Origin of the sequence: Tichowtungia aerotolerans, assembly GCF_009905215.1 — a bacterium.
GTDB lineage: Bacteria > Verrucomicrobiota > Kiritimatiellia > Kiritimatiellales > Tichowtungiaceae > Tichowtungia > Tichowtungia aerotolerans.
Genome location: NZ_CP047593.1, coordinates 3315171 through 3340058, shown reverse-complemented (window position 1 = coordinate 3340058; position 24888 = coordinate 3315171). Strand labels below are relative to the sequence as shown.

General features: G+C 52.9%; 20 protein-coding genes. 5 read left to right on the top strand and 15 right to left on the bottom strand.

The features are described 5' to 3' along the window. Window positions 1–71 precede the first annotated feature (71 nt). From GT409_RS13595 to GT409_RS13575, 5 genes are all read right to left on the bottom strand, one after another. Window positions 72–1202, bottom strand: a complete 1131-nt coding sequence (locus GT409_RS13595; protein WP_160629603.1) for a hypothetical protein — start codon at window positions 1200–1202, stop codon at window positions 72–74. Window positions 1203–1333: 131 nt separating this feature from the next. Then, window positions 1334–2986 (bottom strand): cation:proton antiporter domain-containing protein, encoded by a 1653-nt coding sequence (locus GT409_RS13590; RefSeq protein ID WP_160629602.1) that lies wholly within the window; start codon window positions 2984–2986, stop codon window positions 1334–1336. A 2-nt stretch (window positions 2987–2988) separates the two neighbouring features. Beyond that, complete coding sequence (locus GT409_RS13585) at window positions 2989–3645, bottom strand: PTS sugar transporter subunit IIA (RefSeq protein ID WP_160629601.1); 657 nt, start codon at window positions 3643–3645, stop codon at window positions 2989–2991. A 116-nt stretch (window positions 3646–3761) separates the two neighbouring features. Then, complete coding sequence (locus tag GT409_RS13580) at window positions 3762–4142, bottom strand: NFACT RNA binding domain-containing protein (RefSeq protein WP_233231567.1); 381 nt, start codon at window positions 4140–4142, stop codon at window positions 3762–3764. Window positions 4143–4297: 155 nt separating this feature from the next. After that, a complete protein-coding gene (locus GT409_RS13575) occupies window positions 4298–5479 on the bottom strand; it encodes a putative porin (protein WP_160629600.1) in 1182 nt (393 codons plus the stop codon). Window positions 5480–5710: 231 nt separating this feature from the next. On the opposite strand from GT409_RS13575, the gene GT409_RS13570 reads away from it, so the two are divergent. From GT409_RS13570 to GT409_RS13560, 3 genes are all read left to right on the top strand, one after another. Further along, window positions 5711–7408, top strand: a complete 1698-nt coding sequence (locus GT409_RS13570; protein WP_160629599.1) for a Na/Pi cotransporter family protein — start codon at window positions 5711–5713, stop codon at window positions 7406–7408. Window positions 7409–7625: 217 nt separating this feature from the next. Continuing rightward, window positions 7626–9233, top strand: a complete 1608-nt coding sequence (locus tag GT409_RS13565) for a Na/Pi cotransporter family protein (protein WP_233231566.1) — start codon at window positions 7626–7628, stop codon at window positions 9231–9233. A 97-nt stretch (window positions 9234–9330) separates the two neighbouring features. After that, complete coding sequence (locus tag GT409_RS13560) at window positions 9331–10566, top strand: M48 family metallopeptidase (protein WP_160629597.1); 1236 nt, start codon at window positions 9331–9333, stop codon at window positions 10564–10566. 127 nt (window positions 10567–10693) lie between these two features. Here GT409_RS13560 and miaB read toward each other — a convergent pair whose 3' ends face one another. From miaB to GT409_RS13535, 5 genes are all read right to left on the bottom strand, one after another. Next, window positions 10694–12001 (bottom strand): tRNA (N6-isopentenyl adenosine(37)-C2)-methylthiotransferase MiaB, encoded by a 1308-nt coding sequence (gene miaB, locus GT409_RS13555; RefSeq protein ID WP_160629596.1) that lies wholly within the window; start codon window positions 11999–12001, stop codon window positions 10694–10696. A gap of 117 nt (window positions 12002–12118) precedes the next feature. Continuing rightward, window positions 12119–13045, bottom strand: a complete 927-nt coding sequence (gene argF, locus GT409_RS13550) for an ornithine carbamoyltransferase (protein WP_160629595.1) — start codon at window positions 13043–13045, stop codon at window positions 12119–12121. Continuing rightward, window positions 13042–14124 (bottom strand): aspartate carbamoyltransferase, encoded by a 1083-nt coding sequence (pyrB, locus tag GT409_RS13545; RefSeq protein WP_160629594.1) that lies wholly within the window; start codon window positions 14122–14124, stop codon window positions 13042–13044. Before pyrB ends, argF begins: the two co-directional genes overlap by 4 nt. 124 nt (window positions 14125–14248) lie before the next feature. Continuing rightward, complete coding sequence (locus GT409_RS13540) at window positions 14249–14758, bottom strand: flavin reductase (RefSeq protein WP_160629593.1); 510 nt, start codon at window positions 14756–14758, stop codon at window positions 14249–14251. Next, window positions 14755–16215, bottom strand: coding sequence for an excinuclease ABC subunit UvrC (locus GT409_RS13535; RefSeq protein WP_160629592.1), 1461 nt, complete (start codon window positions 16213–16215; stop codon window positions 14755–14757). Before GT409_RS13535 ends, GT409_RS13540 begins: the two co-directional genes overlap by 4 nt. Before the next feature lie 65 nt (window positions 16216–16280). Between GT409_RS13535 and GT409_RS13530 the strand changes: the two genes are divergently transcribed. Continuing rightward, window positions 16281–17402, top strand: coding sequence for a lactonase family protein (locus GT409_RS13530; RefSeq protein ID WP_160629591.1), 1122 nt, complete (start codon window positions 16281–16283; stop codon window positions 17400–17402). A gap of 65 nt (window positions 17403–17467) precedes the next feature. Then, complete coding sequence (locus tag GT409_RS13525) at window positions 17468–17929, top strand: superoxide dismutase, Ni (protein ID WP_233231565.1); 462 nt, start codon at window positions 17468–17470, stop codon at window positions 17927–17929. Window positions 17930–17935: 6 nt separating this feature from the next. On the opposite strand, the gene GT409_RS13520 is transcribed toward GT409_RS13525, so the two are convergent. The 5 genes from GT409_RS13520 to GT409_RS13500 form a co-directional block, all read right to left on the bottom strand. After that, window positions 17936–19702 (bottom strand): ABC transporter ATP-binding protein, encoded by a 1767-nt coding sequence (locus tag GT409_RS13520; RefSeq protein WP_160629590.1) that lies wholly within the window; start codon window positions 19700–19702, stop codon window positions 17936–17938. 80 nt (window positions 19703–19782) lie between these two features. After that, window positions 19783–20406, bottom strand: a complete 624-nt coding sequence (locus GT409_RS13515; RefSeq protein WP_160629589.1) for a histidine phosphatase family protein — start codon at window positions 20404–20406, stop codon at window positions 19783–19785. Between the two features lie 117 nt (window positions 20407–20523). After that, complete coding sequence (locus GT409_RS13510) at window positions 20524–22725, bottom strand: C10 family peptidase (protein ID WP_160629588.1); 2202 nt, start codon at window positions 22723–22725, stop codon at window positions 20524–20526. 392 nt (window positions 22726–23117) lie between these two features. Next, window positions 23118–24113 carry a GGGtGRT protein gene (locus GT409_RS13505; protein ID WP_160629587.1) on the bottom strand — a complete coding sequence of 332 codons (996 nt, stop codon included), beginning with the start codon at window positions 24111–24113 and terminating at the stop codon, window positions 23118–23120. 13 nt (window positions 24114–24126) lie between these two features. Continuing rightward, window positions 24127–24819 (bottom strand): iron-sulfur cluster assembly scaffold protein, encoded by a 693-nt coding sequence (locus tag GT409_RS13500; RefSeq protein ID WP_160629586.1) that lies wholly within the window; start codon window positions 24817–24819, stop codon window positions 24127–24129. Between the last annotated feature and the right edge of the window lie 69 nt (window positions 24820–24888).

Here is a 24888-nt window from a genome sequence, read left to right as displayed (position 1 = left end):
TCAAATGTAAAAATAAAAGCCGGCTTTTCCAAGGTTCGGAAAAACCGGCACTTCAGAGCCTTTTCACACGGTCAGCCTTCAGACCCGCTGGCCAGCATCTGTTCCCGAAACGACAGCGGCGGAGCATCCATTTCTTGTTCAGCTTCCAGAGCCATCAACTGGCTGACCCGCTCGGTTAATTCCGGGATGACCGTTTCCGGAGACCCTTCGAAAAGCTCAAACTGAGCAAAAGTCCCCGCGTCAATGCAGGACCGGAATGCATTCAGGGCTTTGGAATAAGGGCTGACGTTGGTTAATACACCATCGAAAACAAAAAACACCCGGGTGAAATGTTTTTTCTTCAACTCGTTAAACAGCGATTTCAGAAAATCGGAAAAACTGTCTCCGGTTTTTCCTAAAAAACGGGATTCCATCACATCGCCGGTAGCAAAGGTGCACACGGCTACACTGTCATGCTTAATGGTGAACGCGCCGTCTGCCAGCTCATCGCCCTCTGTTCGGTAGTGCCCCTCTCCAATTTTCCGGGCAATGACTCCGGGATAGTTGGCAATGCCAAGCAGAACAATGTCTTTAAAATCACCGTATTTTTTATCCGCCATTTCTTCAGCTTCTTCCGGTGACATTTCAGGTTTTTCCGGCGGTGGTTTTTCCACCACAACCGCAGTCGAGGGTTCTACCCTCTCTTTAACCGGTTTCTCTGACGAAGCAACATGGATGGCTGACAAGGCTTGTTTAACAGCCTCCGTCACATCTGTTCGAATCACCTCGCGTCTCGGAAGTTCCGTGCGAATGTCATCACGAAACATGTCAAACCGCTCGCAAACAGATTTGACAATTTCTTCACCAACCAGCAGCGCAGACTCTTCAAGCAGCCCCATTGTCTTTGCGGCCTGCGTTGCCACCTGCACCTGCATTTCGCTGATCTCGCGCGATTTCTGATTCATGGTTCGTTCGGCTGCACGACTGAGAGAAATGGCTGAGAGCGCGAGCGCGGTCGCGGACGTCGCGAGAACGACCATAAAAAAGAACCCCATCAGGCTGGCTGTCGAAAAGGTCTCAGCTCCGCCTTCAGCAATGCGCAGAAAAAGGACAGTTACCGCAGAACCGATGATTGCGGAGCCGATTACCAGTCCAAGCGTTTTATACGCAACGCTGCCGGGCCGGGCTGTACTGTCGAATTTACTGCGTTCGCCGGAATCCATTAAAGTTCTCCACGTTGGATATTATCGTCGAGTATATGATCCAACCGTCTTATGCCAAGTGATTTGTCTCGGTTTTCCAAGGTTTGGAAAACGATCTTGCAAACACTGTTTTGTTTTCGGATCCGGACAAATCAAGCCGCTGAGGTGCGATGAATAAGCTCTTCGCGAATACGGCGGCGGGCGTAGCGAAGATCAAGCACGCCGACGGCAGAGTCAGTGCCGTCACCGCGAGTCACCGGCAGCGCTTCAATCTGCATACGGTTCATGTCATCAAGCACCTCAGCCAGCTTGGCGGGTTGCCTTGTTTTTTCTTCAACCGGCTGCATCACATCGCTGGCGACCAGCCATTGCCAGCTGCCGGAATCGCCGAGCAGTTCTTTAAGAGATTCAAAGGTGAGCACACCCAGAATACGACCTTCGGTGGAAACCACCGGGTACACCAGCGCGTCGTTATCGGTGAAACGCTGAAGCACGATGGACAAAGGCAGATCTTCCGGAATCGGCTGCACATCCGGATTCATCACATCGCCGACCGTCAATTCGGCAATCACATCTTCTTCAGTGATATTGCGGTCAATTTCTTTGGCAGCGCGCACCGCAGCGCGCGTGCATGGCGGCCCGACCAGCTGCACCACCAGAGTGGTCGCCGTAACGGTGAAGACGATCATATCCCCCAGAGACATGGTGTCGGTAACGGCAATGTCATTCAGGTGCTGCGAAGCCATAATGGACAGACCGACCGCCACACCTCCCTGCGCGAACAGAGTCAGGCCCATATAGCGGCTGACCACCGGCTCCGCCCTGGACAATCGTCCGCCCCAATACGATCCAATCCATTTTCCGAGGCTGCGCATGATGACATAGGCCGCCACCAGCCACCAGAGCCACAAAGGCATATCACGGATACCGAGCCGCGCACCGACCAGCACAAAGAACAGGATATAAATCGGAGAAGAAAAGGAACGAACAATTGCGAAGAGCTCTTTACTGCGGCGCGGCGCAATATTTGTGAGCAGGATTCCGATGGACATGGTGGCAAGGATAACGTCCATTTTAAAGATCACCGCAGCACTGATGGTAAGCAGAATCACTCCGAGCGCCAGCCCGAGACGACGGTCTTTTTGCGGAAGAAACCGGAGAATCAGGTTCAGGCAGAATCCGGCCAGAAGACCCAGGGCCACCGCACCGAACAGTTCAATGAAGACCCGGGTCATTTCGGTCCCCAGAGCCCCCTCCCCTGATGTCAGCATTTGAGCGGCGCTGGTTCCGATTCCATAAAGTGTCATGGCCAGCGCATCGTCGAGCGCGACAATGGCGACGATGGCGGAGGTGAGTACGCCGGCAGTCCGGTATTCCCACAGCACATCAATCGTAGATGCCGGGTCGGTTGCAGATGCAATCGCCCCGAAAATGGTGCCTGCGGCCAATGAAAGAACCCAGTCGTGGCAAATCATCTGAACAATAAGAGTCGATGCTGTGCCGACCATAAAAAACGCAGCGAGCCCTTCCCCCAGCAAAATCGCGGTAAACTGTTTTCCGTATTTTTTGAAGATGGAGCCGTGCAGCTCTCCGCCGACCAAAAAACCTATTAACCCCAGCGCAAACAGGTTGAACGGACGCAGTGCAAGAATATCGGCATGATCGACCAGGCGAAGCCCGCTTTCACCGATCAACACCCCGATGACGATGTAACCGACCACCTGCGGGATATGAAGTTTCTGAAAAATCCAGGCGCCGATGACGCCGCAGAAAATACAAAGTCCAATAATGGTTAAGAGTCCCATGACTAGAGAGCCTTTCCTGTAAACAGATTAAATGCTGAAACCGCATCTGTGGAAGCAATCAGCTTCTGACGGATCGATTCATCTTTCAACCGGGAACTGATGGCCGACAGCGCACGAATGTACTGAGGATGTTGAGACTTTTCTGCAGCCACCATGCAGATAATCTGAACCGGAATATCATCGAGAGAAACATAATCAATCAGCGGTTCGCGGGCAATTCCCAGTGCCATCACCAGATCTTCCACACCCTCAAGCCGGACGTGAGGCACTCCCACTCCAAAACCGATCCCGGTACTCATCAGCTCCTCCCGACGAAAGATGGCCGCAGAAAGTTCCTGTTCATTAGGAACGGAGGGCGAAGTGGCCAATGCTGCGCAAAGTGTTTTCAGAGCGTTTTCTTTTTTGTTTCCTTCCAGGAAAATCACACGTTCCGGAGAAAGCAGCTTAGAAAGCAGGTCTTCTCCCTGAGCAGAGGGCGAGGATGGAGGAGTACCCAATTGACGATTAACCCATTTTTCAATATCCACCCGTTTAAAACGCCACGTTGTTCCCAGTTTCCCGCCAGGGAGCTGCCCTTTCTGGGCCCAGTCATAAACGGTACGTTCGGAAACCCGAAGATACTCGGCAACCTCTTCAATCGTCATAATCTCATGATTCATAAACACTCCCTATTTCGATCGGAAACCGCACTATATGCGAAATATTCATACAGATACAAACCATTATCTAAAAAAATCATTAAAAATGATCGCTATAAAACTACAGGCAGACCCAGTCAACAGGGCAGTCCAGGACGAACTTTAACCGTTTTTTCTTTGCGAATGGTCACCGTTCCCGGCTTTGCTCTGCGCGGCTTGGAGACATGTTTAGATTCCGTGCAGGAAACAGGAACCGTCCCGGCATTACGGGCTTTGCTGTGCCAGGCAGCAATGGAAGCCGCCGCTTTGACAATAGAATTATCGGGCTTCAGTCCGTCAGGCCCCTGAAGAATCACATGACTGCCGGGCATACCGTGAACATGAAACCACAGGTCATTGGGCCGGGCGGTTTTGAGGCTGAGCACGTCGTTGTCGGCATCCGTCTTGCCGGCCAGCGCCTCCCAGCCATCGCCCAAATCATATTTCCAAACTTCAGGTTGCCGCGGCATTTTTTTCATAGCCGGACATCGTAGCAAATGAATCTGTTTTTCCAACCTCTGGAGCATTTGTTTCCAACAGAGATCGTTTGTTCAAGGCTCGAAAAAAGTGCAGGCCTCCGGAACCGGAAGCCTGCGGGGTCCGCACAGGGCGGATTCAGACAGCAAACAGAAGCCTAAAAATTGAAGTTCAGGTCGAGCTGCACCATATCTTCATCGGCGCCGTCGCCATTGACGGTGTTGAAGTAGGTTCCGGCGGCCTGGAAGTTTTCGGAAATCTGGTATTTCGCTTTAACCTGATGTCCGTAGGAACCGGTATCGCCACCGGCAAAATCGGAATCGTTGAATGCATCGATGACAGCATCACGACCGGTGTCGCGCCAGTTATAACCGATCTCCCAGCTTCCGGGAGCTTTGGCTTTTCCCAGGACCACACCGACCAGATAAGCGGTGTCGTCATTGGCGACAGCTTCGGTATTTACGGCGTACTGGCCATGCACTTTCACCGGAAGACCGCACGGTTTGGCGCTGATGGAGCCAAAGCCTTCCACGATGTTAAACTGTGCGGTCAGGTTCTGACCGGCAGATAATCCGCTGACATCACCGTTCTGAACGTGATAGAGGCTGGCTCCTCCCAGAAATTTTATGCTGTCGATGGATTGTTCAACAGCGGCCTGGCCGCTCCAGAGCTGTGCATCATCACCTTTATTGTCTGAAACCACGAAGGACCCGGCACTGGCGAACAATGTTGTGTCTTCAAATTTCTTATCGTATTTGACCGCGATTCCTTCCGGGTTGGTGTCGCCGTCCCAGATCAGGCCGCTGCCTTTCAGCCATGGTTTTTTCATTTTCCCCAAAATCACATGGGCACCCTTGAACTGCTCCGGATGAATATCAACGTAGTAGAGGTCAAAGTAGGCGTCGTCTTTGAGAAACTCGTCTCCCAGCGTTTCATTCGCGGAGGTTGCGCTGTCTTTTCCGGTGGCAAAACGGATCCCATAATCAATGTAATCGTTGACGGAGCCGTAGGCGCCGATCCGGGCCCGGGCACGCTGGCGGTCAGCCGAGTTTGATCCATCAACTTCCGTGTTTTCATAACGGTAACGAAGGTCACCTTTGATCTTGGTGTTGGTGACCCACTCCGGAATTTTCGGTCCGTTTTCCAGCTTTTCAATCCGGGCGGTCAGGTCGGCTGACGGAGCCGGCGCTGCCGGGGACGCCTGCTGCCGTTCCAGTTTTTCAATTTTTGCAGACAGTTCTTTCAACTGGGCCTGCAGTTCAGCCAGTGTCGGGTCTTCAGCCCAGACGGCTGAAACTGTCAACGCAACAGCTGCTCCAGTTATCCATATTCTCTTCATTCTGTTTTTCTCCTGATTCAGGGTTATCGTATGGTCGGAAACTCTTGTTCCCGGCCGTTTAAGTTGCGGATCTGTTTCCTTAACATTTCCTGTCCGTTTATAAGATGCGAGCAAGCTATGCGCCTAATGTTAGAATTATGTTAGAGCAAGGCTAGAATTTGACTAACTGAATCCCGCCGACTACAGTCGGGCCGCTTTTTTCAGGTTAATTCAGATTAAAAAGGAACTGTAATGGACGTTGGACTGTTTGTGAAGATTGTCGCGGATGTAATCGGCGGACTCGGGATATTCCTCCTTGGAATGAAACATATGTCCGAAGGGCTTCAGGCAGTTTCGGGCGACCGGCTGAGAAAAATGATCGGTGCGGTCACCAACAATCGGATTATGGGCGTCATTGTCGGACTGCTGGTTACATGTCTTGTTCAGTCCAGTTCCGTGACGACCGTCATGGTTGTTGGTTTTGTCAACTCGGGCATCATGACCCTGATGCAGGCCATCGGTGTTATTTTCGGTGCCAACATCGGAACGACGATCACCGGCTGGATTCTTGTGCTTAAAATCGGGAAATGGGGGCTTCCAATGCTTGGAATTGCCGCCTTTTTCTTCCTGTTCTCGAAAAAAGACCACCTTCGTTACATCGGAATGGCGATCATGGGGGTGGGAATGGTTTTCTTCGGACTCGAACTGATGAAAAACGGTTTCAAACCGCTGCGCGGACTTGATGAATTCAACGCATGGTTTCATACTTTTCAGGCGACGTCCTATCTTGGAATCATTAAATGCGCGCTGGTCGGCTGCATCCTGACGATGATCGTTCAGTCCTCTTCTGCGACACTCGGGATTACAATTGGGCTCGCCTCTACCGGAGTCATTGAGTTCCAGACCGCGGCCGCCCTTGTGATGGGCGAAAACATCGGCACGACCATTACCGCGTGGCTGGCATCGCTCGGCACAACCACGGCCGCCAAACGAGCCGCTTATGCCCATGTGCTCTTCAATGTCTTTGGAACCTGCTGGTTTGTCGCCCTGTTCCCCCTTGCTATTCACTTTCTGTCCGGTCTGATTCAAACCAAAACCGGTTTTAATCCGTTGGAAATCGGTATTGAATCCATGGACGAGACTAAATTCGGGCAAATCATCACCGCAGGAATTGCTCTGACTCACACAACCTTCAATGTGACAAATGTTGTGCTCTTTACTCCGTTTGCCGGGCTGCTGGCAAAGCTGGTTACCAAGCTGGTTCCCGAAAAAGAAACCAAGGAGGTCAGCCATCTTACCTATCTGGACGTACGAATGCTGGATACCCCGGCGCTGGGAATCGTGCAGTCTCAAAAACAACTCGATTTTATGGCAGAGAGTATTGAGAAGATGATGGATCAGACACGCGAGTGCTTCTCAACAGAAGAGTCCCGCGCCCTTGAGAGTAAAATTTTCCATCGCGAAGAAATTCTGGATAATGTCCAGAAGGAGATTTTCCTGTTCCTCAGCAATATGGTTTCCGGTCAGGTTCCGCACAGCATTACCGCAAAAGCCAACAAGCAAATGCGTCTTGCCGATGAATACGAATCCCTCAGCGATTATATCGTCAACGTTCTTAAAGCCGTCAAAAAGATGGAACACAACAATTTGCAGCTGGACGAACCGGCACTGGAAAAACTGCTGGTCCTTCACGATCGCGTCGCCGCATACATCATTCAGGTGAACAAATACATGAAAGATGACAGCGCCGAACTGCTGCCCTGGGCCACAACAGAGGGGGGGGCGATTGTTAAACTGATGAAAGATCTTCGATCCAAGCACCTGACCCGCCTGCAAAACGAAGAAGTCTCGCCCTACTTCAGCCTGGCCTACACTGATATGCTGAATTTCTATCGCCGCATGAAAGACCATGCTCTCAACATCGCGGAAGTCGTTGCCGGCGAGAAGTAAAAGGTTTTTCTGACACTGAAAATGCCGAGATCCGCTTTGCGCACTCCGCAGAGCGGATTTTTCATATGCAGACTCCGTTGTATTATTTGTTAGATGATTGCTGGATTTGTGTTAGTTTGTTTTTCTGTACGTATTTTCGGGATAACAAATGGACTGGCATACAATTCAAGATATTCTTTTTAAGGTCATCGGGGGATTAGGGATTTTTCTTCTGGGCATGAAGTTCATGTCTGAAGGAATGCAGGCGGTTGCCGGCAGCCGCCTGAGAAAAATGATCAGTGCGGTCACCGACCATCGTATCATGGCCTGCTGCATCGGTACGCTGATCACCGGCATTGTTCAGTCCAGCTCTGTAACAACCGTAATGGTGGTCGGCTTTGTAAACAGCGGCTTCATGACCCTGATGCAGGCCATCGGCGTTATTCTCGGCGCCAACATCGGCACCACGGTTACCGCATGGATCATCGCGCTCAAAATCAGCAAGTACGGCCTTCCAATTCTTGGAATCGCCGTTTTTTTCTTTCTGTTCTCCAAAAAAGAACGAATCCGCTATACCGCGATGGCGCTGCTCGGCGTAGGCATGGTTTTCTTTGGACTCCAGACCATGGGCGGCGCCTTCAAAACCCCGGAAGTAAAAGCATATCTGACGCAGCTCTTTTCTGTGATGGATGCCACCACGATGGCTGGAGTGCTTAAATGCGCGTTTTTCGGGTGCATTGCCACGATGATTGTCCAATCCTCCTCGGCCACCATCGGGGTCACGATTGTGCTCGCGCAGGGCGAAATCATCGGATTCGATACCGCCGCTGCGCTGGTCCTCGGCCTGAACATCGGCACAACCATTACCGCATGGTTTGCATCTCTCGGGACATCCACCAACGCCAAACGCGCCGCCTACGCCCACATTATCTTCAATGTAATCGGAACATTATGGCTGATCCCCGTTTTCTTCATCTACACAAAGGGGATCGAAACAATTTTTGTTTATCTGGAGGATTTCTTCGCAAAAACACAGGAAGGCTGGGACAGCATCACCGCCAAGATCGCCTTGGTTCATACCGGCTTCAACCTGATCAATACCGTTATTTTTCTTCCGCTGATGGGGCCGCTGGCGAGACTGGTGGAAAAGATGATCCCCGAGAAAAAGGCTAATGAAATCAGCCGCCTTACCTATTTCGATATGCGGATGCTGGACACCCCGTCTCTGGCGATCGTCCAGTCCAGGAAACAGGTTAAATTCATGGCAGACAGTGTCGAGAAAATGATCGGCTGGCTCGGCCAAATCATCTCATCCGATGAACAGCTCGATGAGCTCGAACGCAAACTGTTTCACTATGAAGGTATCCTGGATAACGTTCAGAAAGAAATCGTCGTTTTTCTGGGCGAAATGATCACCGGACAGGTTCCTCACGATGTCATGGAGGAGGCTCGCCGTGAGATGCGCATGGCCGATGAATATGAAAGTCTCAGCGACTACATTGCCAACGTACTGAAGGGCTTCATTAAACTGCGCAACAACCAGCTGCCGCTCTCTGACGAAGCCAAGCTGGAGCTGACCAGTCTGCATTCGCTCACCTCAGAATACATCCAGCGTATCAATAAAGCCGAGCAAATCGATGATACCGGTATTCTCAGTCAGGCTGAAACCGACGGCAACCTGATCACCCGCCAGATGAAAGACTTCCGGAGCCAGCACCTGATACGTCTCAGCGAAGAACGGGTCCCCGCCCTCAAAAGCCTGGTCTATACAGATATGCTCAACAACTACCGCCGCATGAAAGACCATGCACTCAACATTGCCGAAGTGATCGCCGGCGAGAAATAGAAAGAGCATCTCGGCAACAAATGGTTCCAAGGTCTGGAAAAAACTTCGCGCTCAAAAGCGATTTGCGTATACTTCGCGAAATTCTGGAGAACAACACATGAACGGTTACCTGATCTTTATCCTCGCACTTCTGATCTTCAACTGGCTGCTTTCGCTGATTGTTGAAACACTCAATGTCCGCAATGTTTCCACCGAGATCCCGGAAGAATTCCAAGGCATCTATGATGAAGAAAAATACGCAAAATCGCAGCACTATCTGAAAGACAACACACGTTTCGGACAAATCCAGGCCGGGATTATGCTGCCGCTCACGATCGCCTTCATTCTGTTCGGCGGATTCCGCTGGGTGAGTGATCTGGCGCAGTCCATTTCTGGACACATGATTCTGCAAGGGCTCGTTTTCGGCGGCATTTTAATGCTGATCGGCCAGATTGCAGGACTGCCTTTCAGTATCTACAGCACCTTCGTCATCGAAGAAAAATACGGATTCAATAAAACCACGGCGAAAACCTTTGTGATGGACCTCTTCAAAGGATTGCTTCTTGCAGTTCTGATCGGAACCCCCATCTTTGCGCTGGTTCTCTGGATCTTTGATACGGTTCCCATGGCATGGCTGTGGGCATGGGCGGCACTGTCCATCATCCAGCTCTTTATCCTTTTCATCGCACCGGTCATGATTCTGCCATTGTTCAACAAATTCACGCCGCTCGAGGACGGGGAACTGCGTGCCCGTATCGAAGAATTTGCAGATGCTCAGAAATACAAACTGAGTGGAATCTTTAAAATCGACGGCTCCAAGCGGTCCACAAAATCCAACGCCTACTTCACCGGTTTCGGCAAAACCAAACGAATTGCCTTGTTTGACACGCTGATCGAAAACCATTCCGTCGGCGAACTGGTTGGAGTTCTCGCCCATGAAATCGGTCACTGCAAGCGCGGTCACATCAAAAAGAGTATCCTCATTTCGCTGATCTCCTCGCTGCTCATGTTTTTCATCCTGTCTCTGTTTATCAGCAAACAGGGACTTTACAGCGCCTTTGGTCTCGAAAACACCCCGCTCTACGCCGGGCTCATTTTCTTTGGATTCCTTTACGCCCCAATCAGCATGATCCTCAGCCTGCTCGGCAATATTCTGTCCCGCAAACACGAATTCGAGGCCGATGCCTTCGCCGCCGAGACCACAAAAAAACCGGGCGACCTGATTGCTGCGCTAAAAAAACTGTCCGTCGACAATCTCAGCAACCTGACCCCTCACCCGCTCAAAGTTTTCCTCGAATATTCACACCCGCCGGTTCTTGAACGGATCAAAGCATTGAAGACGTTCGAATCATAGCGCCGGCACTCAACTCGTAAAAAAGATGTAGCAGTACAACCGCAGGATTCTGAAGCGACCCATCATTTTTCCTGCGGCTGTTTTCCAAACATTGGAAAGTCTTGGGTCAGCAGCATCTTTTGTGCGTCTACGCAATCGTCCCAATCAGAGAAAACGGACCGGTCCAGTTGATTTTCACATTCACCAGCTGACCCAGGCAGTCCTCTTTCGATTCAAAAAAGACCAGCTTGTTGTGCGGCGTGCGACCGCGCCATCGATTCTTCTTTTCCTGAAATTCCTCAACCAGAACTTCGACCGTCTGCCCAAGCAGCTCCGCCGACTTCTCGGCATTGATTTTCGTTACCAGGTCATCGAGCCGAACACGGCGGCTTTCTTTTTCGTCCGGCGAAACATCATCTTCCATTCTGGACGAAAGCGTACGTGGGCGCGGCGAATATTTGGCAATATGGTGCATGTCCAGACGAAGATCCTCCGCCAGCTTCATCGTCTCCTGGAAATCCTCTTCGGTTTCGGTCGGATAACCGACGATCACATCGGTGTTGATCGCTGCCTCAGGCATGTATTTCCGAATATTGGAAACAATATCGCGATATTCCTGCTGCGTGTAGCCGCGCCGCATCGATTCCAGAATGCGGTCACTCCCCGCCTGGAAAGGAATTTCAATATACGGGCAGACCTTTTCCGTTTCAGCCACGGTGCGAATCAGCTCTTCATCCATATAGGCGGGATGGCTGGTCAAAAAGCGGACGCGCAGAATCCCGTCAATTTCGGCAACCTCCCGGAGAAGCCAAGCCAGATTGATTCCTTCTTCCAGATCAAATCCGTAACGGTCGACGATCTGACCGAGCAGATTCACCTCTTTGATCCCCTGCTCCGCTAGCGCTCGAACCTCGCTCAGCACTTCGTCAGGTTTGCGGCTGCGATCCGGGCCGCGGCGATGCGGAATCACACAATAAGAACAAACGTGCGAACAGCCGAGCGTCACCGGAACAAATGCGGTCACAGCTTTATCGCGATTCACGGCCGGCAGCCGGTAATCCGCCAGCTCGATCTGCGCCTTGCTCAAATGCTGATAGGCATCGTTCTGCAGAATGGTGTCCACCAGCATGTCGGTCTGTGACGGCGCGGCAAACACATCCACAAATGGAAACCGTTCCGCGAGATCCTCCGCCTCGCGCGTGCCAACCATGCACCCCATCAAGGCAATAATCATACCGGGCCGGTTTTTCTTCACGCCGCCGAGTGCAGTCAGTTTTCGAACCGCTTTGTCCTCCGGCTGCTGACGAACCACGCAGGTGTTCAGCACCGCGATATCGGCATCTACAGCCTTCGGTGTCTCCACAAACCCCAGCGCCTCAAACTGCGATGCGAGATGCCGGCTGTCCGCCTCGTTCATCTGACAGCCAATTGTCCAAATATGATATGTTCCGGTCATGCTCTAAAAATCCTTACCTCACCGCAGACAAAACGCCTGCGATCATTCCTTCGAATCGGCGCATCATCGCGCAGCGTGTCCAGTGTCAGTGCATATAAGCCCCGACGGCTTCTTTCATCAGGCCGCACCGCAAAGTCTCAGCATAACGGCTTTCTGGGCGTGCAGGCGGTTTTCAGCTTCGTCGAAGACCACAGACTGAGGACCGTCGATTACTTCGGCAGTCTGCTCGCAACCGCGCAGCGCCGGCAGGCAGTTCATGAAGATAGCATGTTCGGCCGCCAGTGCCATTGTTTCAGCCGTCACCTGATACGGCGTAAACACTTTGATGCGCTCTTCTTCTTCCTCTTTTGGAATGTGGTAGCTCATCCATGAGTCGGTGTAGACCACATCGGCGCCGGCTACCGCTTCTGAGGCATCGTTTGTCACCAGCAGGTTCGATCCGGATTCGGCAGCGATTTGCTGGCAGTCTTCGGTCACTCTGTCATCAGGCATGTGGCCGACCGGAGAGCCGACACGCACGTTCATGCCGGTTTTTACGCATCCAAACATCAGCGAATGGGTCACGTTGTTAAACCCGTCGCCCAGGTATGCGAGCGTCAGCCCTTTCAGATCGCCCTTCTTCTCCCGAATGGTTTGAAGGTCAGCCAGAATCTGACACGGATGCGAGTTGTCGGTCAGCGCATTGATGACCGGGACGGAAGCGTGCTCTGCCATTTCCAGAATATCGCTGTGCTTAAACAGACGCGCCATTACGATGTCGCACATGCGGCTGATCACTTTGATCGAATCCTCGATCGTCTCTTTTCCGCCGCCCATGGGGGACGTGCTCATATCATAATAAATGCCGTGTCCGCCGAGCTGGAACATCCCCGTTTCAAACGAGATGCGGGTACGAAGGCTCGGCTTTTCAAAAATCATCAGCAGTGTTTTGCGTTTCAGCGCATCGGCAAACTGTTCCGGAGCGGCTTTCACTTTAGCGGCCAGATCCAGCACTCCGAAGATATCTTCCGAGCTCCAGTCCTTGAGAGAGATTAAATGTTTCATGAGATTTCCTCCTTATAATAATCGCGTACACGCCCGTCTAAGCCGAAAATGCTTAGAATCAGCGCAGAGCGGATCCACATTCCGTTGCGAACCTGACGCCAGTAGACGGCGCGCGGATCGCTGTCCACCGCCACATCAATTTCCTTGCGGCGCGGAAGCGGATGCATAATCACCGCATCCTTTTTCAGAATATTCAGATACTCCTTCGTAAAATAGAATTCCGAGGTGTCAATCAGGCTGCTTTCATTATCGATGTCCCACTCATCCTGAATGCGGGTCATGTAGATGGCATCCACCTCCGGGATGATGGTTTCAAATTCATAGCAGATTTCGTACGGCACTCCGACGGCATCCAGCTGGGCCAGGACATCTTCGCCGATCTGCAGCTCCTGCGGCGCGACAAAATACATCTTTACATTCTCGTATTGCGTCAGAAGCCACGCAAGAGACCGCACCGTCCGCCCGCGTTTGAGATCGCCGACAAACGCCACTTTCTTTTCGTCAATCCCGCCGATTTTTTCAAAACTGCGCTCCAGTGTGTAAATGTCGAGCAGCGCCTGGGTGGGATGCTGGTCCTTGCCGGATCCGGCATTAATGACCGGCACCGGTCGCGAGGTGTTGGACAGCATCCACGCAATCCGCTCGGCAAAACCGCCGGCCGGGTGGCGCATAATGATCAGGTCGGTGTAGGAACTGAATGTGCGGACCGTATCCTCGGGCGATTCTCCCTTCACCTCACTGGACGTCGAGCTGTCGCGCACGTCCATGCAGTCGAGGCCGACCGTCTGGCAGGCGGAATCAAACGACAGATAGGTACGGGTGGACGGCTGGGCAAAATAAAGCATGGCCCGTTTATCAAACAGGCGGCTCTGCAGGAAGCTGCACCCTTCCCGGCTTTTAGCGATTTTTCGGACGCAGGTGGCCAGCGAGCAGAGATCTTCAAGCATAGGGCGACTGAACTGCTGAGCCACCAGCGCATGAAACGTCCGTCCATCCTGCTGAAAGTATGGCGATTTTCCTTCCGGACCGAGTCCGTTCAGCTTGTTCCAAGAAATCTGATTCAACTGATGTTCGCTCATAAAGTCTCCCGATTATCCAGACATCGCGTTTTCCCAACCATTGGAAAAGGAGTTTATGCCATTTTTTCCAATGTTTGGAAATCACGGCCTGACAGATTTTTCAGGCTCTTAATGGCTGGAAAAATCAGGTGTGCTGCAGGGCAGTCATCACTTCGCCGACGAACATGCGGTGGTAGTCCTCTTTGGGATAGCACTTGCTGATTTCAGGATCCAGGAAATGGGACGGGTCGAGGTCCTGAAAATACATCTTGCGGCATTCCAGCACCAGGCGGGCTTCCCCAAAAGCCACAGAGCCGTTTGGCGTCGAAACCGGCGTCAGTCCGGTTTTTTCCGCTTTATCGCAGTCACGCCCGGAATTGGAACCGCAGAAATTGAGAGCCGTCCGGTGTTTTTCATCAAAGAACGACAGCGTGAAAAACTCTTCGAGCTCGACAAATTCCAGCGTGTAACGCTGCGGGCGGAAAAAAGTAAACACAACCGGTTTAAACCACAGCTCTCCCATCGCGCCCCAGCTGGCGGTCATGGTGTTCCACTGCGCCATGCTTCCGGCCGTAACCAGCATCCACTCCTTGCCGATCATCCGAAACGGACTTTCATTCAGTTTCAGCACGTCGATTTCTGTAAAATTTTTCATGATGCCTCCAATGTATCCTTAATCAGTTGTGCAGTTTTAGGGCCGATTCCCGGCGCATTCTGAAGGTCTTCGAGTGAAGCACGACGCAGGCGTGCGAACGAGCCGAAATGCGCCAAAATCCGCTCTTTGGTCTTTTTCCCAATGCCAGGAATTTCATCGAGAGCGGACTCACGAATCCGCTTGTTTCGCAGTTCGCGATGATAGGAAATGGCAAAGCGGTGCGCCTCGTCGCGCAAACCGGTGACGATCGCGCGCGCCGGAGAGTCTTTGGGAAGCCGCACGGTCGGTTTTTCGTCCCGCACCAGTTCTTCGAACTGCTTGGCCAGCCCGACCGACGGCAAATCGACGCCCAGTTCTTTCAGAACCGCACGCGCGGCGCGCAGCTGCGTAATGCCGCCGTCCACAATCAGCAGATCCGGGAACGCCGCGCCCTCTTTTTGAAGGCGGCTGTATCTGCGACCGACGGCTTCCGCCATCATGCGCGGATCGTCACTGCCTTCCACGGTTTTGATGCGAAAACGGCGGTAGCGCTGCGGCGTCGGCACGCCGTCGACCGCCGCGACCATACTGGCCACCGCATAGGTTCCGGAAATATTGGAAATATCAAAACACTCGATCACACGCGGCGGCTTTGGGAGCTGCAGTTCCCGCGCGAGTTCTTCGAGCCCGGCCTGCGCGTCATCGGCGCGCATTTTGTCGCTTTTACGCACCAGCGCCCGTTCCTTTATCGCACGGTGCAGCAGAAGCATCATATCGCGCAGAGCAGCGGCTTCTTCAAATTTATGCTCCGCCGCCGCCTCTTCCATCTGCGAACGAATTTCCTTGATGAACTCCGGCCGCTCGCCGCGCAGAAAAGCGCAGGCCGTTTCAACGCGCTCACGATATTCTTCCGGCGTCACTTTGCCGACGCATGGCGCTGAACAATGACGAATAATGTCGTTATTGCAGTGTTTATAGGTGTCGGCATCCGGAACCGTCGGGCGGCATTGCCGGATCCCGAAACGCTTTTCGACAAACTCCAGCGCCGCTCGCGCGGCCGCCGCCGAGGCGTACGGACCGAAATAATGCGCGCCGTCCTTTTTGTCGATCCGGCAGATTCCAAACAGTGGAAACGGCTTGTGCAGATCAATGCGCAGCATCGGGAAGCGCTTGTCGTCCTTGAAAAAGGAGTTGTAGCGCGGCTTGTATTCCTTGATCAGCTTTCCTTCGGTCAGCAAAGCCTCCGCCTCGCTTTTCACCACCAGGATATCGAAATCCTTGATCGACTTGATCAGCCCTCGGATTTTGGGATCGGCACGCCGAAATGTGCTTTCACGAAAATAACTCTGAACCCGTTTGCGCAGCGATGCCGCTTTGCCGACATAAATGATGGCCCCTTCGCGCCCGCGCATCAGATAAACGCCCGGCTCGTCGGGAAGTTCCCTCAGTTTTTTCTGAATATTTTCCGGCCACTGCATACCGAGACTCTAGCAATTGTTTTCCAAGGTTTGGAACCCCGAAAACAATCTGCTAGATTGCCCGCATGAAAACAAACTCTTCCTGCGCTTCCGTCCTCGCCGCCGGCATGATTGCCAACGCGTCTTCTTCCGACCTCTTCCGCGTCTATTTCGGAACGCAGGCGAAAGGTGCTCAGCGCGGCATCTACATGGCTCTGTTCGATGCAAAAACCGGAAAACTGGAGGAGCCGGTGCATGTCAGCGACTCCATCCGCCCCGGCTTTGTGGTAATCCATCCCGACGGTCAATACCTGTATGCCACGGATGCCGCCGGCAGTTTTACAGGCGGCACCAGCCATTTTGTCAGCTCCTACCGCATTGAAGAACCGTCCGGAATATTGACGGATCTGAACACTCAGGCAGTCGGAACCGGCGGTCCCTGCCACATTTCACTCTCGCCCGACAGCCGGTTTCTGCTGGCTGCCGACTATCGCGGAGCCTGCTGCGCAACGCTTCCAATCCTTGAAAACTTTGAAATCGGCGAACCGACCGCGGTCCGCGAACACAGCGGCTCCGGCCCGAATCCGAAGCGACAGGAAAAAGCGCACACGCACTCGTTCAATGGTTCCCCGGACGGAAAATTCGCACTGGCTGCGGATCTGGGGATCGACCAGATTCTGTCGTACCGTTTTGATGACGGTGATCTGACATTGTTCGGAGAAACCCCAACCGCTCCCGGTGCCGGCCCGCGCCACCTGGTGTTTCATCCCAACGGACAATTTGCGTACGTCAGCATGGAACTCAACGGAACCGTTTCCGCCTATGAATACAGCGACGGAACGCTCACCGAAATCCAGACCTGCACAACACTCCCCGGGAATTTTGCCGGCGACAACACCGTTTCCGAAGTCCAGATTACTCCGGATGGACGCTTTCTATATGTCGGGAACCGAGGACACGAAAGCCTCGCAATCTTCGCGGTGGATCCGGAAAGCGGCAAACTGACTGCACTCGGTCATGAATCGACGCGCGGAAAACATCCGCGCCACTTTAACATCGATCCCTCCGGCCGCTTTCTGATCGCCGCGAACATGCACAGCGATAATGTGGTTGTCTTCCGTATCGATCCCGAAACCGGAAAACTGGATTTTACCGGCAGCGAAATTTCCGTTCCCGCGCCCTCCTGCGTACAGTTTTTTTCTATATAAGAGTGAAAAACTTATCTTTACAGCGCAAAGGAAAGGGTTAAAGTGTTTCTCCATAAGGAGGAAACATGATGAAGAAGTTACTCACATTCCTGTCCCTGTCTGCCCTGCTGGCCGCAACAGCCGCCGCCCACTGCCAAATTCCCTGCGGCATCTACGACGATGCCGCGCGAATTACAGAAATGAAGGAGCATGTCACCACCATCGAAAAATCGATGAAGGAAATCGCAGCCCTGAAACCGGATTCCGCGCAGAACATCAATCAGCTGACCCGCTGGGTGAACAACAAGGAACTGCATGCAGACCAGCTGACAGAAATTGTGACCTACTATTTCATGGCTCAGCGCATTAAACCGGACGCAGCACAATATGATGCCAAGCTGAAGACTTTGCACGCGATCATGATTGAGTGCATGAAAGCCAAGCAGACGGTTGATCAGGCGCATGTCGCCAAGCTGCGCACCCTGATCTCAGAATTTGAGCATTTGTATATCGGTCATGATGCCATGGCGCACGACCATGCACATTGATCGGGCTTACTGCTGAAGCGACTGCATTTCCCGGAAGACACCATCGCGCGCCATCAGCTCGTCATACGAACCGACTTCCGCCACCCGACCGTCTTTCATCACCACGATGCGGTCGGCTGCGCGGACGGTTGAAAGACGATGCGCCACAATAAAGGTGGTGCGGTTCTGCACCGCGCGATCAATGGCTTCCTGCACTTTCTTTTCAGAAACCACATCGAGCGCCGACGTCGCTTCGTCCAGCACCAGAATCTGCGGATTGCGAATCAGTGCGCGGGCAATGGCAATGCGCTGGCGCTGACCGCCGGAAAGCATCGCACCGTCTTCTCCGATCCGGGTCTGAATGCCTTCAGGGAGGCTCTCCACAAGCTCACTCAGGTTGGCGGCGGCAAGCACCTCATTCACCTGATCCATACTTACATCGGACAGCCCGTACACAATGTTTTCCAGAATCGTTCCGGAAAACAGAATGGTTTCCTGCGGTACCACGGAAATAAAACGGCGAACGGTGCGCATATCGAGCTCTTCCATATTCTGCCCGTCGATCAGAATCTGTCCATCCTGAGGCCGTCGGAACCCGATCAGCAGCTGCATCATTGTTGATTTACCGCCACCGCTCGGCCCAACCAGAGCAATGCACTCGCCGGGCGTCACATCGAGCGAAACCCGGTTAATGGCCGGCGCTTTTCCCTCCTCGTAGCTGAACAGCACATCACGAAACGCAACTTCGCCGCGAAGCCTATCCACTTTTCGCCGCCCGCGGTTGTGTTCGAGGTCGGGGTACTCCAGAACCTCGCCCAGAGAGCGCACGGATTCCAGCCCTTTAGCCAGCTGCGGGTAAATCGTCAGCATCTGAGTGACACACATGATAATCATACTGAACAGCGACTGATACAAAACAACATCCCCGACCGGAATCCATCCTTTCAGGCAGAACCAGCTCAAGACAGACAGGCCGACGATCATTGAAAGCTGAAAGGTAACCCATGACGAAGCACCGAACAGCGCATTGATCTGGTCCAGTTTGCGCCCGCGCTGGTTAACCTCCTCAAACTGGCGGTTCATTTCGCGGGATGCTTCGCCTTCCAAGCCATGCGCACGCACGACCGGAATCATATTAAGCATTTCGCTCACGCCGGAGGACATCTGTTCCACCTGCTGGCGAAACGCACTGTTGCGCTGCTGAATTTTCCGGCCGAACAGAGTCCGCATCAACGCCACCAGCGGCACCATCAGCAGAAAGAACAGCAGCATGCGCGGCTCACGCACTGCAGTCACCGTCACCGCAAACAGGAATGACAGAACCGCCACCATGCCGCCCTCGCCCACCAGCATACAGAACATCTGAATCTGCTCCACATCCCGCAGCACTTTAGCCTGCAGCCGCCCTGTTTCTGAGCGGTCATGGAAAGCAATCGACAAATGCTGCAGTCGTGTTACCAGAGCGCTGCGCAGAGTTCGCTCCAAATCGCGGACCGCGCCGCTGAGCATGGAGATATAAATGGTGTGCGACGGAACATTCTGAACCGTCAATATCACAACAGCTCCAAAGTAAAACGGCAGCTGAGAAACCGGATAAAGCTTCGGGTCGGCCAATGTATTGATCACCCGCGCAGTCAGAAACGGAATAATCCACATCGGCGAATGCTTCAGAATCAGCATCAGCACCGTCACCACATAATACAGCCGTTTGCGGCGCAAAAGGCTGAAAAGCGTGCGTACGGGGCGTTCGCTGCGGAAACTGTACTCAAGCGGGCTGCGCGGGGAAACAAGCATGGTTCTTCTCCAGATCGGTAAAACGCCCCCTGTTTTACCTCGTCCGAGTCAAATGTCTCTATTTTTCGGAGACAAACTGTCTAGTAGGCTCCGCAATGGCTGTGCTCATGATGAGCGGTGCATCCGAAGCGGACGATGCGGGAAACGCCGTCGACAATCACGACCTCGCTGATGCTGGCCGGATAAACCGCCGGCGGCCTCCAGAATCCCGACAGGTCGCGCGGCTCAACGGAAAAGAGCATTGAGCGGATCACCGTCGTGTGCGAAACAACCGCCACGGACTGCCCGGCGTGCCGCCCAGAAATCTCATCAAGAAATCCAGCAGCGCGCCCCGCGACATCGGAAAAGGTTTCCGCCCCCTCCTTCTTGAACAGATGCGGCGCCTTCCAGAAGTTGGGATGCTGTTCCGGATCTTCAAGATCCAGATCCGCCTGCAGCCTCCCTTCCCAGTCGCCTAGATTGATTTCCAGCAGCCGGTCGTCGCACACAACAACTTCGCGGCTTCCAAACAAAATACGGGCCGTCTGCATCGTCCGCCCGCTTGGGGATGAATAAACCGCGCTGACCGGTGGAATTTTCGGTGCGAGCCGTTCGGCCGCCTCAACGCCCTGCAGAGTCAGCGGCGAATCGGCTCGCCCCTGCATGCGGCGCTCCACATTCCACTCCGTCTGCCCGTGCCGTATCAGATAAATCGTCGTTTTCATAAAAAAACCAAAATAGCGGTTTTTTACCACGAATGAACATAAATAAAAGCGAATCAAAAGGACAGGCACAGAACGGCAGCAGACTTTTCTGCCCGGTAGGCCCCATAGTCCGAATAATTATTGTCGTCCAACAGTGAGTCGATAAAACACATTGCGTTCTGCGGCAGGCAGCGTCACGGAGTTGATCGGCGGCGAAGCGATGATATTGGTGGCCAATACTGAAAAATCCTGATCACTAAGACTGGGAGTCCATTCAACGGAATAAACCCGACCGCTTACGCTGGGCCAGGTCAGCTCCCACTGTCCCCCGGCAACTGACGTACAGGAAGACGCATAGAACCGTGATTGCGGATCGGTGGGAACAGTGCCGGCAATAAATTCATCGCATGCCGAAAAGCCGTCCCCGTCCTGATCGTTTGACTCTTCCACAGCAACGGCATCATTGGTCAAACCATGCTCGGCCAGCCACCACTCCGGCGTTCCTGCCGGAGCCGTATTTTCCGCAAAACATACCGTCATCGTCGAGGCCGTGGTTAACTGGCTCCATACCAGATTGGTCTGGGGTATACCGGAAAGAATTGAGTCGTCCGCCCATTTCTGTCCGTTGGTTACGATAGAGGCAATGTGGTAATACGGATCCGCTTCGACATCAAACTGACCATCATGCAGGTAGGGAATTTCCACAACGTCGTCCGGCCGAACCGTTCCATGGCCCGCCCCGACAACCGTAACCGGAACCGTGGAATATACAGCAAAGTTGTCCATGATTGTATAAGCAGAGGTTTCATACACTTCGACGCCGATACGGAGCGTCTGCCCTGCGTAGTCATTCAAGGACACCGAACAATGGTCGGGCGCGGCCATTCCGGAAGACTCAACCCGCTCCGCAACCTGATTAGTGAACAGATCAACAGAGTTTCCGGCATGGGTGGATACAAACACCCGGAGAGATGAAGGCCCCATGTAAGCCAGATAATCAAATTCCAGAGAGGCGTGCGTGCCTGGCGGAATATACAGCTCTGAACTGATCAACCAATCGGAGTGAGAGCCGCCCGAACTGACGATTTCAATAAAATAGTCTGAGGACGGCTCAACGGCATTATCCTTTAATTTGATGCCGTCCTCATTTGCATCAACGACTCGTTCCCACGTTCCGGCTCCGTTCCTTGAAAGCAGCAAAACATTCGGCATAGGACTTTGGGGCTGCAGTCCTAACAGCATATACTGTCTTCCGTTGTAATCAACGGAACTGGGTGAAAGATCATTGACAGAATAATATCCGTTGTAATAGCCACGCCAACCCCAATTAAAATGAAAGGTATCATCGGAAGCGCGATATCCGTCGCAAACAAAAGCATGCCCTGACTGATTATCGGGCTGTTTCCCAGCATAAAAAACGGGACGAGCCGCTATAAGTTCGTTCAAAAGCATTGTTTTCCATGATTCCGACTCCTCTCCAGACGCCATCCGAACCACCATGTTCGCATGGATTGAATACCCGAAATACAGAGCCATGGCGTCAAGAACACTTCTAGTATAACTACCGGAGCTATCCGGCCCATAAATCATTTTAACAGCAACGCCACAGTCCCGGATCAGGCGGCAGACATCCAGATTTGTGGCAGTGAGCTGATTAGGCATATTGGTCCAGTTATAAATGTGCTGACCGAAATTCTCAGATTGAGTTCCGTAGCGCTCATCTTCATAGGCAAATGAATAGCGACCGCGGAAGGGATATTCATAATACCGCATCACTTGCGCCATTGCAGTGGCAACACACCCTGCCCACGTTAAGCCATTCCCGGTTGTTGCATCCGGATCCGCAGGACAGTATGCGTTATAGAAATCTCCTTGATGCCAGGCAGTCTGCAGAAGAGGCCCGATATCTCCAGAGGAAGCATCGGTAGCGGCAACGGCAGCGACCCGAGAAACCGTCGGATCCGACCAGCCGGAATGAACGGATGTGCCAGCCGACGCCCGTACGACTTCGATCTGCGCACTCATGCTCTGCAGCCAATACTTCACATTAGGAGGGATTTCTGAGTTTTCCGGCAGCTTATCTCCGTAGCCCAGCACAGGCTGGACCCGATCATCCGCGGAAAGAATCAGAAATCCCTGCGATGCGGCATCCAGTACATATACAGTTGGAGTTCCGGAGGAATCCTTCAGGGTGTAAGTCACAATCACGATATCGGGTTCAGCACTTGCCGCCACGGAAACAGAATTGCTGCTTAAAGAATCAGCCTGAAGACCCAGCCAGTTGCGACCATACTCAAGGGCCTCATCCTGACTGATGGTTTCAGCCCAGACAGCAGACATATTACATCCCAGAAACAGGATCACTAACCCCTTGAAAGGTGAACAAAAAAACAGACCAACATTTTTCATAGAAACAGCTATTCCCCTTCAACTCGTTCTCTGCACAACGCTCTCAGGCATCACTCTTAAAAACAAGCAGCTCAATATGCGTAATAAAAACAATGATTAAAAGAATTGGATCAACAAAACAGCATACTACTCTAAATCTGAATCGGTCTAAAAATCACATAAAGCGCGCCCCCGGTCGCATCTACAGCTTCCAAGATTTGGAAGACCGATGAAGACATCGCGTCTACGTCCGGGAACTTGGCGGCTTTGCGAGAACTCTACCAAGCACAAAAAAAACCGCCCCGGCGAGCCGGAACGGTTTTCTGAAAAGCAACTGCGTTGCTTTACATAGCCTGAGAGATGGCAACAGCCACCGCCACAGAAGCACCAACCATCGGGTTGTTGCCCATACCGATGAGTCCCATCATTTCCACGTGGGCAGGTACGGAGGAAGATCCTGCGAACTGCGCGGAGGAATGCATGCGTCCCATGGTGTCGGTCATGCCGTAAGAGGCAGGACCTGCCCCCATGTTGTCGGGGTGCAGCGTACGGCCGGTTCCACCGCCGGAGGCGACGGAGAAGTACGGTTTACCCAGTTCAACGCATTCTTTTTTGTAGGTACCGGCAACCGGGTGCTGGAAGCGGGTCGGGTTGGTGGAGTTTCCGGTGATGGAAACATCAACGCCTTCTTTATGCATGATGGCAACCCCTTCGCGAACGTCGTCAGCGCCATAGCAGCGGACGTCAGCGCGTTCACCTTTGGAGTAAGCTTTTTCAGCAACGACTTTGACTTCGCCGGTGGCGTAGTCGAATTCGGTGGCGACATGCGTGAAGCCGTTGATGCGGCTGATGATGAACGCAGCGTCTTTGCCGAGACCGTTGAGGATCACGCGCAACGGCTCTTTGCGGGCTTTGTTGGCGTAGCGGCAGATGCCGAGTGCGCCTTCCGCAGCAGCGAAAGATTCGTGACCTGCGAGCAGTGCGAAGCATTTGGTTTCTTCTTTCAGCAGCATGGAAGCCAGGTTTCCGTGACCGATACCGACTTTGCGGTCGTCAGCAACTGATCCCGGGATGCAGAATGCCTGCAGACCTTCGCCGAGGGTTTCAGCGATATCGGCAGCAGCGGTCTGACCTTTCTTGATGGCAATTGCAGCACCAACGGTGTAGGCCCACATTGCGTTTTCGAATGCAATCGGCTGAATTTCTTTTACAACTTCGTATACATCGACGCCTTTTTCTTTGCAGATTTCAGCGCATTCTTCGACCGATCCAATTCCGTACTTTTCGAGCACCGGAGTGATCTGGCCAATCCGTCTTTCATATCCTTCAAATAATGCCATGGTTCGATCCTCCTTATTTGTGGCGCGGGTCAATCTGTTTTACAGCATCGGCGAAACGTCCGTAGGTGCCGGATGCTTTTTTAAGGGCTTCGTCAGCGCTTTCGCCCTTGGCGATGAACTCCATCATCTTGCCGAGGTGAACAAACGCATAGCCAATGACCTGGTCGTCTTCGTCGAGACCGAGCTTGGTGATGTACCCTTCAGCGGTTTCGAGGTAGCGAACGCCTTTTTCAACGGTTCCGAAGATGGTTCCGGTGACAGAGCGCAAGCCTTTGCCAAGGTCTTCGAGGCCGGCGCCGATCGGCAGGCCGCCTTCGGAGAAGGCCGACTGGGAACGTCCGTAAACGATCTGCAGGAAGAGTTCGCGCATTGCCACGTTGATGGCGTCGCAAACGAGGTCGGTGTTCAGCGCTTCGAGGATGGTTTTTCCGGTAAGGATTTCACCAGCCATCGCAGCAGAATGGGTCATGCCGGTGCAGCCGAGTGTTTCGATCAGCGCTTCCTGAATAACACCCTCTTTGATATTCAGCGAAAGTTTGCAGGCGCCCTGCTGCGGTGCACACCAACCCACACCGTGGGTGAATCCGTTAATATCTTTAATTTCCGTTGCCTTCGTCCATTTCCCCTCTTGAGGAATAGGCGCCGGACCGTTTTTCGGACCGCGGGCAACGACACACATTTCTTTGATCTCAGATGTGGTTTCCATCGTTGTTAAGCTCCTTGTATTTTCCAATACATGTTGGTTCGTAAATAAAGCCGCGTATCGTCCATACAT